Annotated in this window: 14 protein-coding genes; 7 read left to right on the top strand and 7 right to left on the bottom strand. The window is 68.7% G+C overall.

The window, feature by feature from the left end; translation table 11 throughout:
* The first annotated feature begins 1 nt into the window (after position 1).
* Positions 2-670 (top strand): HAD family hydrolase, encoded by a 669-nt coding sequence (locus VHAB30_RS18820; protein WP_095743979.1) that lies wholly within the window; start codon positions 2-4, stop codon positions 668-670.
* Between the two features lie 18 nt (positions 671-688).
* On the opposite strand, the gene VHAB30_RS18815 is transcribed toward VHAB30_RS18820, so the two are convergent.
* The 5 genes from VHAB30_RS18815 to VHAB30_RS18795 form a co-directional block, all read right to left on the bottom strand.
* Complete coding sequence (locus VHAB30_RS18815) at positions 689-1,690, bottom strand: isopenicillin N synthase family dioxygenase (RefSeq protein WP_159278113.1); 1,002 nt, start codon at positions 1,688-1,690, stop codon at positions 689-691.
* Positions 1,687-2,430, bottom strand: a complete 744-nt coding sequence (locus tag VHAB30_RS18810; protein WP_062469108.1) for an amino acid ABC transporter ATP-binding protein — start codon at positions 2,428-2,430, stop codon at positions 1,687-1,689. The genes VHAB30_RS18815 and VHAB30_RS18810 overlap by 4 nt, the downstream gene beginning before the upstream one ends.
* The gene (locus VHAB30_RS18805) at positions 2,427-3,137 is read right to left on the bottom strand and encodes an amino acid ABC transporter permease (RefSeq protein WP_070061508.1); all 711 of its coding nucleotides are present in this window, start codon (positions 3,135-3,137) and stop codon (positions 2,427-2,429) included. The genes VHAB30_RS18810 and VHAB30_RS18805 overlap by 4 nt, the downstream gene beginning before the upstream one ends.
* Positions 3,138-3,150: 13 nt before the next feature.
* Positions 3,151-3,846: an amino acid ABC transporter permease gene (locus VHAB30_RS18800; RefSeq protein ID WP_056578440.1), complete on the bottom strand. Its 696-nt coding sequence runs from the start codon at positions 3,844-3,846 to the stop codon at positions 3,151-3,153.
* Between the two features lie 120 nt (positions 3,847-3,966).
* Positions 3,967-4,794, bottom strand: a complete 828-nt coding sequence (locus tag VHAB30_RS18795) for an ABC transporter substrate-binding protein (protein WP_062469113.1) — start codon at positions 4,792-4,794, stop codon at positions 3,967-3,969.
* Between the two features lie 191 nt (positions 4,795-4,985).
* Between VHAB30_RS18795 and fabV the strand changes: the two genes are divergently transcribed.
* From fabV to VHAB30_RS18775, 4 genes are all read left to right on the top strand, one after another.
* On the top strand, positions 4,986-6,182 hold the full coding sequence (fabV, locus tag VHAB30_RS18790) for an enoyl-ACP reductase FabV (RefSeq protein WP_159278112.1): 1,197 nt from the start codon (positions 4,986-4,988) through the stop codon (positions 6,180-6,182).
* A gap of 27 nt (positions 6,183-6,209) precedes the next feature.
* On the top strand, positions 6,210-6,629 hold the full coding sequence (locus tag VHAB30_RS18785; RefSeq protein ID WP_159278111.1) for a group II truncated hemoglobin: 420 nt from the start codon (positions 6,210-6,212) through the stop codon (positions 6,627-6,629).
* Positions 6,630-6,660: 31 nt separating this feature from the next.
* Positions 6,661-7,884 (top strand): NAD(P)/FAD-dependent oxidoreductase, encoded by a 1,224-nt coding sequence (locus tag VHAB30_RS18780; protein ID WP_159278110.1) that lies wholly within the window; start codon positions 6,661-6,663, stop codon positions 7,882-7,884.
* 110 nt (positions 7,885-7,994) lie between these two features.
* Positions 7,995-10,085 (top strand): bifunctional 2',3'-cyclic-nucleotide 2'-phosphodiesterase/3'-nucleotidase, encoded by a 2,091-nt coding sequence (locus VHAB30_RS18775; RefSeq protein ID WP_235926761.1) that lies wholly within the window; start codon positions 7,995-7,997, stop codon positions 10,083-10,085.
* Between the two features lie 27 nt (positions 10,086-10,112).
* On the opposite strand, the gene VHAB30_RS18770 is transcribed toward VHAB30_RS18775, so the two are convergent.
* Together VHAB30_RS18770 and radC are read right to left on the bottom strand one after the other, a co-directional pair.
* On the bottom strand, positions 10,113-10,778 hold the full coding sequence (locus tag VHAB30_RS18770; protein ID WP_070061513.1) for a Smr/MutS family protein: 666 nt from the start codon (positions 10,776-10,778) through the stop codon (positions 10,113-10,115).
* Positions 10,778-11,455, bottom strand: coding sequence for a RadC family protein (radC, locus tag VHAB30_RS18765; RefSeq protein ID WP_062469128.1), 678 nt, complete (start codon positions 11,453-11,455; stop codon positions 10,778-10,780). Before radC ends, VHAB30_RS18770 begins: the two co-directional genes overlap by 1 nt.
* A 107-nt stretch (positions 11,456-11,562) precedes the next feature.
* On the opposite strand from radC, the gene VHAB30_RS18760 reads away from it, so the two are divergent.
* Positions 11,563-12,006 carry an FKBP-type peptidyl-prolyl cis-trans isomerase gene (locus tag VHAB30_RS18760; protein ID WP_159278109.1) on the top strand — a complete coding sequence of 148 codons (444 nt, stop codon included), beginning with the start codon at positions 11,563-11,565 and terminating at the stop codon, positions 12,004-12,006.
* Positions 12,003-12,971 (top strand): 4-hydroxy-3-methylbut-2-enyl diphosphate reductase, encoded by a 969-nt coding sequence (ispH, locus tag VHAB30_RS18755; protein WP_095743996.1) that lies wholly within the window; start codon positions 12,003-12,005, stop codon positions 12,969-12,971. The genes VHAB30_RS18760 and ispH overlap by 4 nt, the downstream gene beginning before the upstream one ends.
* The last annotated feature ends 3 nt before the right edge of the window (positions 12,972-12,974 follow it).

Here is a 12,974-nt window from a genome sequence, read left to right as displayed (position 1 = left end):
GATGTTCACCGCCGCCATTTTTGACATGGATGGGCTGCTGATCGATTCGGAGCGCCCCATCATGGCCGCCTGGATCGCCGCGGCCCGCACGCTCGATGTCGAGCTTTCGCACGCCCAGTACCTGCAATGCGTGGGGCTGGCCATGAGCGAATCGAAGCAGATCCTTGCCGCGCTGCTCGGCGGCCCCGCCGCCTACCAGCACGCGGCGACGCAGGTGACCGCCGCGCTGCAGCTGGAGCGCGCCGACGGCGACGCCCGGCCGCTCTTTCCCATCAAGCCCGGCGCGGCCGAGCTGCTCGCCGCCTTGCGCGGGCGCGGCACGCGCTGCGCGGTGGCCTCGTCGTCCACGCGCGGGCAGATCGCGGCCTGCCTGGGCAGCCTCGACGTGCTTCACCACTTCGAGGCCTTCGCGGGCGGCGACGAGGTGGCGCGCGCCAAGCCCGACCCGGCGCTGTACCGGCTCGCGGCCGAGCGCCTGGGCGTGGACCCTGCGGACTGCGTCGCCTTCGAGGACAGCGAGAACGGCGCCAAGGCCGCGCTCGCCGCCGGGATGCGCGTGGTGGTGGTGCCCGACCTCAAGCACCCGCCCGAGGCGATCGTCGCGCAGGCCTTCCAGGTGCTCGATTCGCTGCACGACGCGATGCCGCACGTGCCGCGCTGGTTTCCCTGACGAAGTCTGGGCCGGGGCTCAGAGCACCTCGTCCCGCAACTGCGGGAACACCTTCGACACCTTGGCCAGCAGGTAGTCGCCGTAGCGGCCGCTGAAGGCGTGCACGTTGGCGCGGTCCCAGCGTTCGGCGCTGTCGTCCAGCGCGTCGGCGCCAGCCAGGCCTTCGATGCGCTGCACGCGCGCTTCGAAGTTCGGGTCGAAGAACAGCGGGAACGACAGCCGGTCGCGGCCCGAGGTGTTGCGCTTCACGCGGTGCGGCGTCGACTTGTAGAGCCCGCCGGTCATGCGGTCGAGCATGTCGCCGATGTTGCAGACGAAGGCGCCGGGCACCGGCGGCGCATCGATCCAGCCGCCCGGCGTGTGCACCGCGAGGCCGCCCACGGTGTCCTGGTGCAGGATCGTGAGCAGGCCGTAGTCGGTGTGCTCGCCCACGCCCCATTGCACGTCCAAGCCCTCGGGCACGGCCTGCGTCGGGTAGTTGAAGAGGCGGAACAGGATCAGCGGGTCGGCCGTGTAGCGTTCGGCGAAATAGGAGGCGGGCAGGCCGAGGCTCAGCGCGATGCCTTCCATGAGCCGGTGGCCCAGCTGCGTGACGGCGTCCATGTACGCGAGGATGGTCTCGCGAAAGTCCGGCACGTCGGGAAAGAGATTCGGCCCGTGCACCGGCGTCTTCGCCAGCACCAGCGGGTGGTCGGCGGGCAGCTCGGTGCCCAGGTACAGGCCTTCCTTCCAGTCGGGGCGGCCCGAGGTCAGCTCGCCGCCGCGCGGGAAGAAGCCACGCCAGGCACGGCCGCCGAGGGCCATGCGCCATTGCATCTTGGTTTCCTCGGGCAGGTCGAAGAACTGGTGGCTCAGGTCTTCGAGCCGCTGGATCAGTGCGGCGTCGACGCCGTGGCCCGTGACGTAGAAGAAGCCGTGCGCGCGGCAGGCGTCGCCGATCTGCGCCGCCACGCGTGCGCGTTCGGGCGTGCCGGCCACCAGCGGGGCGACGTCGATGAGGGGAAGAGATTGGTCGGTCATGCGTCTCTCGAAAAAGGCGAACGGATGTCGGACAGGAACTGCTGCGCACGCGGGTGCTGCGGGCGGTTGAAGAAGTCGTCGGGCGTGGCGCGTTCGAGCACCTGGCCCTGGTCCATGAAGAGCACGCGGTCGGCCACTTCGCGCGCGAAGCCCATCTCGTGCGTGACGCACACCATGGTCATGCCGTCGCGCGTGAGGTCGCGCATCACCAGCAGCACCTCGCCGACCATCTCGGGGTCGAGCGCGCTGGTGGGCTCGTCGAACAGCATCAGCGGCGGCTTCATGGCGAGCGCGCGCGCAATGGCCACGCGCTGCTGCTGGCCGCCCGACAGCTCGCCGGGCCACGCATTGGCCTTGTTCGCGAGGCCCACGCGCTCCAGCAGCGCCATCGCGCGCGCGTCGGCTTCCTTGCGCGACAGGCCGTGCAGTTGCATCGGCGCCATGGTGCAGTTCTGCAGCACGCTCAGGTGCGGGAACAGGTTGAACTGCTGGAACACGAAGCCGATGCGCGAGCGGAACGCGTTCACGTCCAGGCCCGGCGCGTGGATGTCCTGCCCGTCGAGCGTGATGCGGCCCGACTGGATCGGCTCCAGCCGGTTGAAGGTGCGGATCAGCGTCGACTTGCCCGAGCCCGAGGGCCCGCACACCACGACCACCTCGCCCTTGTGGATGGTCTCGGTCACGTCGACCAGTGCGTGGTAGCTGCCGTACCACTTGTTGACTTGTTGGAGTTCGATCATGCGGGCACCTTGAGAGGCGCGGCGGGAAGGCCGCGGCGCGCGAGCCGGCGCTCCAGCCAGTAGGCGAAGCGCGAGAGGCCGAAGCACAGGATGAAGTAGGTCAGGCCCAGGATCAGGTAGATCTGCGCCGGCTTGGTGAACACCTGCGTGTTGATCTGCGTGGCGATGAACGACACCTCGGCCAGCCCGATGATGTAGCCCAGCGAGGTCTCCTTGATGGTCGAGACGAACTGGTTCACCAGCGAGGGCAGCATGCTGCGCAGCGCCTGCGGCAGCACCACGAGGCGCATCGCGCCGAAGTAGCTCAGGCCGAGCGCGCGCGCGGTTTCCATCTGCCCGCGCGGCAGGCCCTGGATGCCGGCGCGCACGATCTCGGCGAGGTAGGCGGCATCGAAGATCACGAGCGCGATCAGCATGGTGGTGAACTGGTCGGTCTTCACGCCCGTGACGCTGGGCAGGAAGAAGTAGGCCCAGAAGATCACCATCAACAGCGGCAGGCCGCGCACCACGAACACCAGCGCCGTGACGGGCCAGCGCACGCAGCGCCACGGGCTCACGCGCGCCAGGCCGAGCACGATGCCCAGCGGCAGCGCGAGCACCAGCCCGCACGAGGCCAGCAGCAGCGTGAGCACCAGCCCGCCGAGCGGGCCGTTCGGGTACTGGCCGATGAGGAAGTAGACCCAGTAGTCGTGGATGATTTCGAGCATCAGCGCGCCGCCTTCAGATGGTCCGCACCGGGAACCGGTGGTGGTACCAGGTGGCGAGGCCAGTGATGGCCAGCGACACCGTCAGGTACGCCGCGCTCGCGAACGCGAACGACTCGAAGCTGCGGAAGGTCGCGCTCTCGACCTGCCCGGCCTGGTACATCAGTTCGGCCACGCCGATCACCGTGGCGATCGAGGTGTTCTTCCACAGGCTCAGCGTCTGCGAGATGAGCGGCGGCACGGTCACGCGCAGCGCCTGCGGCAGCACCACGCGGCGCATCGTGGCCAGGAAGCTGAAGCCCAGCGCGCGGCCGGCCTCGAACTGCACGGCCGGGATCGAGCGGATGCCGCTGCGGATGTCCTCCGCCATGAAGGCGGCCGTGTACAGCGACAGCGCCACGATCGCGCTGTAGGCCTCGATGTGGCCTTCATAGAGCCAGGTCTTCAGGCCTTCGGGCAGCAGCTCGGGCGCGCCGAAGTACCAGAACAGCATGTGGGCCAGCAGCGGGATGTTGCGGATCGATTCCACGTACGCAAAGCCGAGCCAGCGCAGCGGCGCCAGCGGCGAGAGCCGCAGCAGCGCCACCACCAGCGCCAGCGGCAGCGCAAAGACGAGCGAGACCGCGAGCAGCTGCAGCGACAGCCACAGGCCCGCGACCAGCATGTCGTGGTACTGGCCGGTCAGCAGCAGCGAATAGTCGAACAGGGGCATGGGAAACGGGAGGCACGGCGAAAGGCGCCGGGGCGCACATGGTACGCATGCGCGCCGTGCCGCTCAAAAGCGAAGGGCGGGTCGCATGGCGGCCCGCCCCTGTGTGCCGAGCGCGCGGGCTCAGTCGATCTTGTCAGTCTCGAGCTTGAAGTCGCGCGTCTGGAAGCCGGAGGCCGTGTTCGGGCCGTACCACTTGAGGAAGATCTTCTGCGCTTCGCCCGACTTCTCGAGTTCGCGCAGCGTGTCGTCCACCACGGTCTTCAGGCCGCTCTCGCCCTTCTTGATGCCGATGGCCAGCGACTCGGTGCTCAGGTTCTGCTTGAGCACCACGTACTGCGCCTTCTGCGGGCCCAGCTTGGCGTAGCTGCGCAGCAGCGCGGCCTCGTCGTCGACGTAGCCCACGCCCTTGCCCTGCTGCAGCGCCTGGAAGGCCTGCTGGCTGGTGTCGAAGGTCACGACCTCGGCGGTGGGCACGGCCTTGCGGATGTTGGGTTCCTGCGTGCCGCCGCGGATGGTCAGCACCTTCTTGCCGCCGAGCTGCGGCACCTCGGTGATGCCGCTGGTCTTCTTCACGATGGCCTTCTGGCCGGTGACGAAGGTGGTGAGCGAGAAGTCGATCTGCGCCTCGCGCTCCTTGTTGTGCGTAAGGCCGGCGGCCACCAGGTCCACGTGGCCCTGTTGCAGCTCGGGAATGCGCGCGGCCACGGCGATCTGCTTGAGCACAGGCTTCACGCCGATCTTCTTGGCGATGGCGTTCACCAGGTCGACCTCGTAGCCGACGATCTGGCGCGTCTTCGGATCGATGAAGGTGGCGGGCTCGTCGGTGCCGAGCACGCCGACCACGAGTTCGCCCTTCTTCTTGATGTCGGCGAGCTGGTCCGCATGGGCGGCAACGCCGGTCAGCAGGGCGGAAGCGGCAAGGGCCGCGGCAAGCAGGGTGTGGCGCATGGTGGGGATCGTCCTCTCTCCAGAGTGAAATTCAGGCCGGAACCATATCAATAAAACCCAAGATTATTAAATCGTCAATCGACATATGCATATGGGGCTGATGAATCGGCCTGTTGCCGGCTGGGTTAAATTCGCGACGCCGCGACGTGCCCCGCCGCCGTCCCCCGAATGTCTTACCGAGCGAGCTTTTCATGATCATCCAACCCCGCGTGCGCGGCTTCATCTGCGTCACCACCCACCCCGTGGGCTGCGAAGCCAATGTCCGGCAACAGATCGCGTACGTCAAAGCCAAACCTCCCATCGCGGGTGGCCCCAAGCGCGTGCTGGTGATCGGCGCGTCCACCGGCTACGGCCTGGCCGCGCGCATCACCGCGGCCTTCGGCAGCGGCGCCGACACGCTGGGCGTGTGCTTCGAACGCGCGGGCAGCGCGACCAAGCCCGGCTCGCCCGGCTGGTACAACACCGCCGCCTTGCACCGCGCCGCCACGGCCGAGGGGCGCTATGCCAAGACGATCAACGGCGACGGCTTTTCCGACGCGGTGAAGCAGCAGGCCATCGAGACCATCCGCGCCGACCTCGGCCAGGTCGACCTCGTGGTCTACAGCCTGGCCGCGCCGCGCCGCACGCACCCCAAGACGGGCCAGGTCTTCAACTCCGTGCTCAAGCCCATCGGCAAGGCCGTGACGCTGCGCGGCCTGGACACCGACAGCGGGACCGTGAAGGAATCGGTGCTCGAGCCCGCCACGCAGGAAGAGATCGACAACACCGTGGCCGTCATGGGCGGCGAAGACTGGCAGATGTGGATCGACGCGCTGCAGCAGGCCGGCGTGCTGGCCGACGGCGCCAAGACCACGGCCTTCACCTACCTGGGCGAGCAGATCACGCACGACATCTACTGGAACGGCTCCATCGGCGCCGCCAAGAAGGATCTGGACGAGAAGGTGCTGGACATCCGCGCGCAGCTGGCCGCCAAGGGCGGCGACGCGCGCGTGTCGGTGCTGAAGGCGGTGGTCACGCAGGCCAGCTCGGCCATTCCGATGATGCCGCTGTACCTGTCGCTGCTGTTCAAGGTGATGAAGGCCGAAGGCACGCACGAAGGCTGCATCGAGCAGGTGCACGGCCTGTACGCCGACAGCCTGTACGGCGCCACGCCGCATCTGGACGACGAAGGCCGCCTGCGCGCCGACTACAAGGAACTGGCGCCGCAGGTGCAGGCGCGCGTGCAGGAACTCTGGCCGCAGGTCACCGACGCCAACCTCGATGAGCTGACCAATTTCGCGGGCTACAAGACCGAGTTCCTGCGCCTGTTCGGCTTTGCCGTCGAGGGCGTGGACTACACGGCCGACGTGAGCACCGATGTGGGCATTCCCGATCTGATCCAACTCTAGAGCGGCCCCGAGGGGATACTTCCGCCCATGCAGATTCAAGACAAACCGCCCGCCGGCACGCCCTTCGAGTGGATCGGCGGCGAGCCCAAGGTGGCGGCGCTGGTCGAGCGCTTCTACGACCTGATGGACCTCGAGCCGGCCTACGCGCAACTGCGCGCCGTGCACGGCACCGACCTGGACAACGCGCGCCAGCGCCTCTTCTGGTTCCTGTGCGGCTGGCTCGGCGGGCCCGCCCACTACACCGACCGCTTCGGCCACCCCATGCTGCGCGCGAGGCACCTGCCGCAGGCCATCGGCGGCCACACCATCGGCATCAAGGAGCGCGACCAGTGGCTGGCGTGCATGGACCAGGCGATGGGCGAGACCGGCGTGCCTGAAGACCTGCGCGCACGCCTCAGAGACTCCTTCTTCAAAACTGCCGACTGGATGCGCAACCGCGGCGAGTGACCAGACAACGATTCCCGAAAGACTGTTCTCCATGAATTCCATCGTCATCATCGGCGGCGGCCACGCCGCGGCCCAGCTCTGCGCGGGCCTGGCGGAAGCCGGGCAGGGCTCGCGCGTGCACCTGGTCTGCGAAGAGGCCTGCGAGCCGTACCACCGTCCGCCGCTGTCGAAGGCCTTCCTCAAGAGCGCCGAAGAAACCACGCAGCCGCACAAGGCCGCCGATTGGTACCGCGAAGCGGGCATCACGCTGCACCTGGGCGACGCGGCCGTGGCCATCGACCGCGAGGCGCACACCGTCACGCTGCGCTCGGGTGCGGTGCTGCCGTGGGAGCGCCTGGTGCTGGCCACCGGCACGCGCGCACGCCAGATGCCTGGCCTGCAGGCCGGCCTGGAGAACGTGGCGAGCCTGCGCGCTGCCGACGAGGCGCATCGCCTGCGCACGCGGCTGGCGGAGGCGCAGCAGGTCACGGTGCTGGGCGGCGGCTTCATCGGCCTCGAAGTGGCGGCCACCGCGCAGGCGCTGGGCAAGCGCGTGCAGGTGATCGAATGCGCGCCGCGCCTGCTGGGCCGCGCCGTGTCGCCCGAGCTGTCGGCGCATGTGCTCGCCACGCACCGCGCGGCCGGCATCGACATCGTGCTGGGTGCGCAGACCGGCGCCTTCGAGGTCGTGGGCGACCGGCTCGTGTCGGTCGAGGTCAACGGCACGAAGCAGCCGATCGACCTGCTGCTGCTGGGCATCGGCGCGGTGCCCGAGACCGCGCTCGCGCAGGCCGCGGGCCTCGAGTGCGCCGACGGCATCGTGGTCGACGGCCACATGCAGACCAGCGCGGCCGACGTGCTCGCGGTGGGCGATTGCACGCGCTTCCCCGACCGCCGCGCAGGCCGCGCGCTGCGGCTCGAATCGGTACAGAACGCGAACGACCAGGCGCGCACGGCCGTGGCCACGTTGACCGGCGCCGCGCGCGATCACGATGCGGTGGCGTGGTTCTGGTCCGACCAGGGCGGCCTGCGCCTGCAGATGGCGGGCCTCATGCCGGCCGAAGGCACGCCGGGCCTGGTGAGCGTGCGCCGCGCGGGGCCGAAGCCCGAGGCGTTCTCGCTGTTCCACTACGTCGACGGCCAGCTCGTGTGCGTCGAATCGGTGAACGCGCCGGTCGATCACATGATGAGCCGCAAGCTGCTCGAAGCGGGCCGCAGCCCCGCGCCGGAGGCGGTGGCGGACGCGGCGGTACCACTAAAGAATCACCTGGCCTGAACCTGGCGTAACGGCTGTCGCAACGGCGCTGCACGACAGGCCCGGATTCACCGGTCTGTCACCCTGCTTTCGGAGACTGGCCTTCCTCATATCCGCAGGGAGACCTCTCGATGAACAACGCAGTGGCCGCGTCGCTGGCGCGCCTCGCCCCCATGTCCACCTGTGCCGCCGTCCTGGCCGCCGTGCTCACCGCCTGTGGCGGTGGCAACGGAGGCGGCACCACGTTCCCCCCGATCGTTCCGCCTCCTGCGCCCGCACCCGCCCCGGCGCCCGTGGCCGCCGGCACGCGCACCACGGTCGCGCTGCTCGAAACGACCGACCTGCACTTCAACGTGCGCAGCTACGACTACTTCAAGCTCGCCGAAGACAAGTCGTACGGCTACGAGCGCACCGCAACGCTCATCAACGCCGCGCGCAAGGAGTTCGCGAACACGATGCTGTTCGACAACGGCGACACCATCCAGGGCACCGCGCTGGCCGACTACGAGGCGCTGGTCAGCCGCATCCCGTGCTCGCAGCCGCTGTCGATGTACAAGGTGATGAACGCCACCGGCTACGACGCCGGCACGCTGGGCAACCACGAGTTCAACTACGGCCTGGACTTCCTCAACCAGGTGCTCGGCGGCGGCCTCGATGTCGAGGGCGTGGACGGCAACAAGAAGTGCGCGGGCCCGAGCTTCCCGATGGTGGTGGCCAACGTGCACAGCCTCAAGAGCGGCAAGCCGCTCGTGGCGCCGTACACCATCGTCACGAAGCAATTCACGGCTACCGCGCCGGACGGCAAGAGCGTGACGGTGCCGGTGAAGGTCGGCGTGATCGGCTTCACCACGCCCGGCATCATGAACTGGGACAAGCGCTTTCTCGAAGGCAAGCTGCGCACCGAAGGCGCGGTCGAAGCGGCCAAGCGCTACGTGCCCGAGCTGCGCGAGAAGGGCGCCGACATCGTCGTGGCGCTGCAGCACGGCGGCCTCGACGCCTCGCCGTACTCGCCGACGATGGAAAGCCCGGGCCTGTACCTGTCGAAGGTGCCCGGCATCGACGTGCTGATGATGGGCCACCAGCACGGCCTGTTCCCCGACCGCGGCGCCAAGCCCGGCTACACGCAGCCCGGCGTGGACAACGCCGCCGGCACCGTCAACGGCGTGCCGGCCGTGATGCCCAGTTCGTGGGGCAAGGCGCTGGGTCTCGTGAAGCTAGAGCTCGTGTGGGACGGCAAGGCCTGGGGCGTGGACAAGAGCAAGACGCTGGTCGAGGCGCGCTCGACCCAGATCGGCAAGGGCGTGTACGTCGATGCCGACCCGAGCGTGGCACCGATGGTCGATACCCAGCACCAGGCCGCGATCGACTACGTGAAGACGCCCATCGGCAGCACCGACTTCCGCATGAACACCTTCTTTGCCGACGTGGGCGACCCGGGCGCGATCCAGATCGTGAACCAGGCCCAGGCCGACTATGTGAAGACCTACATCCAGGCCAGCCTGCCGCAGTACGCGGGCCTGCCGGTGCTGTCGGTGAGCGCGCCCTTCAAGTCGGGCTTCGAGGGCGGACGCGACTACACCGACGTGGCCGTGGGCAACCTCGCGATCTTCAGCGCCGCCGACCTGTACCTGTACCCGAACACGGTGTACGCGGTGAAGGTGACGGGTGCCGAGATCAAGGGCTGGCTCGAAGCCGCGGCCAAGCGCTTCAACAAGATCGACCCGGCGCTCACGACCGACCAGCCGCTGATCAGCACCTTCCCGGGCTACAACTTCGACATGTTCACCACGCCCGACATGCAGTACGAGATCGACGTGACGCAGGCCGTGGGCAGCCGCATCAGGAACCTCATGTACCTGGGCGCGCCCATCGATCCGGCGAAGGAGTTCGTCATTGCCACGAACAACTACCGCGCGACCAGCGGTGCGAGCTTCATCCCGGCGCTGGACGGGCGCGCGACGATCTACGCCTCGCCCGATGCGAACCGCGACGTGCTGATCGCGTACATCAAGGCGAAGAAGACGATCACGCGCGCGGCCGACGGCGCGGCGCGCAGCTGGCGCTTCACCAAGGTGACGACCGCGGGCAACGTGACGATCACGTCGGGCCAGGGGCAATTGAGCGCGGCCACGGACGCGGGGTTGACGAACATCTCGCTGCTGACCGCGGATGACGGCAGCGGCAAGGGCCGCTCGGTCTACAAGGTCGATCTGAGCAAGTAAGAAGGGCAGGGCCCGTGCGGCGCCGTGTCAGCGCCGCACGGGCGCCAGCAGCACCACCAGCGCCCCGGCCCCGCCTTCGGCCGGCTTGGCCTGCACGAAGGCGATCACTTCGTTCTTCTGGATCAGCCAGCGCTGCGTCTTGGTCTTGAGCACCGGCTGCTTGCCGGGCGAGCCCAGGCCCTTGCCGTGCACCACGCGCACGCAGCGCAGCCCCTGCTTGTGGGCGTTGCGGATGAAGCCGCCGAGCGCCTCGCGCGCCTCGTCGCTGCGCAGGCCGTGCAGGTCGACCTGCCCCTGGATCGCCCAGTCGCCCTTGCGCAGCCGCGCCGTGATGTCGGTGCCGATGCCGGGACGGCGAAAGCTCATGGCGTCGTCGACATCGAGCAGCGTGGTCACGTCGAACTCGTCGGACAGCGACTCGCGCAGCACGCGCTGCTCGTCGAGCTGGTGCTGGAACGGAATGGGCGCGGGCGGCTCGGGCGCGAGCGCCACGGCGGCCTTGCGGCGCAGCGGCTCGGTGGCGCCGATGGCGCGCGTGAACAGGTCTTTCTCGGCGGCACGCTTGCGCTCGGCCGCGGCGCGCGCGGCGGCTTCGGCGGCCTCGCGCTCGCGGGTTTCGGCGAGCACGCGCTGCACCTGTTTGAGGTCGGCCAGGTTCTTCAGGGCCGGGGGACGCGAAGAAGACGATGCCATCAGAGCAGCCCCCGTTCCGCCATCGAGAAGCTCTGGCCCGGGCTCACGATCACGTGGTCGAGCACACGCACGTCGACCAGCGCCAGCGCGGCGCGCAGCGTCTGCGTGAGCGATTCGTCGGCGCGCGAGGGCTCGATGCTGCCGCTGGGGTGGTTGTGGGCCAGCACCACGGCCGCGGCCTGGTGGTGCAGGGCGCGGGTGACGACCTCGCGCGGGTAGACGCTGGTCTGCGTGAGCGTGCCGCGAAACAGCTCCTCGAGCGTGAGCAGGCGGTGCTGCACGTCGAGGAACAACACCGCGAACACCTCGTGCGGGCGCGAGCCGATGTGCATCTGCAGGTACTGCTTGACCGCTTCGGGCGAGTCGAACACCGTGCGCTCCTTCAGGCGCTCGCCCATGGCGCGGCGCGCCAGTTCGAGCACCGCTGTGAGTTCGGAGCGCTTGGCGCTGCCACCCATGCCCTTGACCGCCTTGAGGTCATCGGGTGCGGTGTGCAGCAGCCCCGACAGCCCGCCGAAGCGTTCGAGCAGTTGCTGGGCCAGCTGGAGCACGTTCTTGCCGGCCACGCCGGTGCGCAGCAGCAGCGCCAGCAGCTCGGCGTCGGCCAGCGCGGCGGCGCCCCGCGCGATGAGCTTTTCGCGCGGCCGGGCGTCGAGAGGGAGATCCTTGAATGCCATGAAACCCTGCAGAAACCTGGGCCGGGGCGAGATGTTGCCCCGATCCTTAAAATGAGGGTCAGTTTATCGGGACACCTCCCTCGTCTTTGCCCACCTTCGCTGCACCCATGTCCCAAGTTGTGACTTCCGGCTCCTTCCTGACCCTGCACTACCGGCTGGCCGGTCCGGCGGGCGACATCATCAACACCTTCGCCGACAAGCCCGCCACGCTGTCGCTGGGCACCGGCGAGCTCTCGCCGGCCATGGAGCAGCGCCTGATGGGCATGGAAGAGGGCGCGCACGCCACCTTCGAGCTGCCCGCCGGCGAGGCTTTCGGCGAGCGCAACCCCGACATGCAGCAATGGGTGGCGCGCAAGCTGCTGGCCCAGATGGGCGACCCCGACGAGCAGTACGCCGTCGGCGACGTGGTGCAGTTCCCCACGCCCGATGGCGCGGGCAGCTACGCGGGCGCGGTCGTCGAGTCGAACGAGACCGGCGTGCGCTTCGACTTCAACCACCCGCTCGCGGGGCAACCGGTCACCTTCGAAGTGAAGCTGATCGGCGTGCTATGAACCCGAACATCGAAGAAGTCCTGTTGGCCGAGCCGCGCGGCTTCTGCGCCGGCGTGGACCGCGCCATCGAGATCGTCGAGCGCGCCCTCGCCAAGTTCGGCGCGCCGATCTACGTGCGCCACGAGATCGTGCACAACACCTACGTGGTGAACGAGCTCAAGGCCAAGGGCGCGATCTTCATCGAAGAGCTCTCCGACGTGCCGCCCGGCTCCACGCTGGTGTTCAGCGCGCACGGCGTGAGCAAGGCCGTGGAGCAGGAGGCGCGCGACCGCGGCTTCTCGATCTTCGACGCCACCTGCCCGCTCGTGACCAAGGTGCACGTCGAGGTGGCCAAGCTCGCCAAAGAGGGCTACGAATTCATCATGATCGGCCACAAGGGGCACCCCGAGGTCGAGGGCACGATGGGGCAGCTGTCGAGCGGCATCCACCTCGTGGAGGACGTGGCCGACGTGGCCAACGCCTCGCCGCTGCAGACCGAGAAGCTCGCCGTGGTCACGCAGACCACGCTCAGCGTGGACGACGCCGCCGAGATCGCTGCCGCCGTGCGCGCGCGCTTCCCGAACGTGCGCGAGCCCAAGCAGCAAGACATCTGCTACGCCACCCAGAACCGCCAGGACGCGGTGAAGATCATGAGCCCGCAGGTCGACCTCGTGATCGTGGTCGGCAGCCCCACCAGCTCCAACAGCAACCGCCTGCGCGAGCTGGCGCAGCGCCTGGGCACCGAGAGCTACATGGTCGATTCGGCCGACGAGCTCAAGCCCGAATGGTTCGAGGGCAAGTCGCGCATCGGCCTCACCGCCGGCGCCTCGGCGCCCGAGGTGCTGGTGCACGAGGTGATCGAGCGCGTGCGCGCCTTCGGTGCCGTGTCGGTGCGCAAGATGGACGGCATCGAGGAAACCATCAAGTTCCCGCTTCCCAAGGGCCTCAAGCTCGACGACATCCCGCCCCCTGGGCACATCTCCTGAACA

The sequence above is a fragment of the Variovorax boronicumulans genome, from assembly GCF_009811375.1.
GTDB lineage: Bacteria > Pseudomonadota > Gammaproteobacteria > Burkholderiales > Burkholderiaceae_C > Variovorax > Variovorax boronicumulans.
This window is presented reverse-complemented; position numbering and strand designations above follow the sequence as displayed.

What these genes read in the sequence shown, in the direction of transcription:
- VHAB30_RS18820 (WP_095743979.1), top strand. Translation starts at nt 2, where the DNA reads ATGTTCACCGCCGCCATTTTTGACATGGATGGGCTGCTGATCGATTCG.
- VHAB30_RS18815 (WP_159278113.1), bottom strand. Translation starts at nt 1,690, where the DNA reads ATGACCGACCAATCTCTTCCCCTCATCGACGTCGCCCCGCTGGTGGCC.
- VHAB30_RS18810 (WP_062469108.1), bottom strand. Translation starts at nt 2,430, where the DNA reads ATGATCGAACTCCAACAAGTCAACAAGTGGTACGGCAGCTACCACGCA.
- VHAB30_RS18805 (WP_070061508.1), bottom strand. Translation starts at nt 3,137, where the DNA reads ATGCTCGAAATCATCCACGACTACTGGGTCTACTTCCTCATCGGCCAG.
- VHAB30_RS18800 (WP_056578440.1), bottom strand. Translation starts at nt 3,846, where the DNA reads ATGCCCCTGTTCGACTATTCGCTGCTGCTGACCGGCCAGTACCACGAC.
- VHAB30_RS18795 (WP_062469113.1), bottom strand. Translation starts at nt 4,794, where the DNA reads ATGCGCCACACCCTGCTTGCCGCGGCCCTTGCCGCTTCCGCCCTGCTG.
- fabV (WP_159278112.1), top strand. Translation starts at nt 4,986, where the DNA reads ATGATCATCCAACCCCGCGTGCGCGGCTTCATCTGCGTCACCACCCAC.
- VHAB30_RS18785 (WP_159278111.1), top strand. Translation starts at nt 6,210, where the DNA reads ATGCAGATTCAAGACAAACCGCCCGCCGGCACGCCCTTCGAGTGGATC.
- VHAB30_RS18780 (WP_159278110.1), top strand. Translation starts at nt 6,661, where the DNA reads ATGAATTCCATCGTCATCATCGGCGGCGGCCACGCCGCGGCCCAGCTC.
- VHAB30_RS18775 (WP_235926761.1), top strand. Translation starts at nt 7,995, where the DNA reads ATGAACAACGCAGTGGCCGCGTCGCTGGCGCGCCTCGCCCCCATGTCC.
- VHAB30_RS18770 (WP_070061513.1), bottom strand. Translation starts at nt 10,778, where the DNA reads ATGGCATCGTCTTCTTCGCGTCCCCCGGCCCTGAAGAACCTGGCCGAC.
- radC (WP_062469128.1), bottom strand. Translation starts at nt 11,455, where the DNA reads ATGGCATTCAAGGATCTCCCTCTCGACGCCCGGCCGCGCGAAAAGCTC.
- VHAB30_RS18760 (WP_159278109.1), top strand. Translation starts at nt 11,563, where the DNA reads ATGTCCCAAGTTGTGACTTCCGGCTCCTTCCTGACCCTGCACTACCGG.
- ispH (WP_095743996.1), top strand. Translation starts at nt 12,003, where the DNA reads ATGAACCCGAACATCGAAGAAGTCCTGTTGGCCGAGCCGCGCGGCTTC.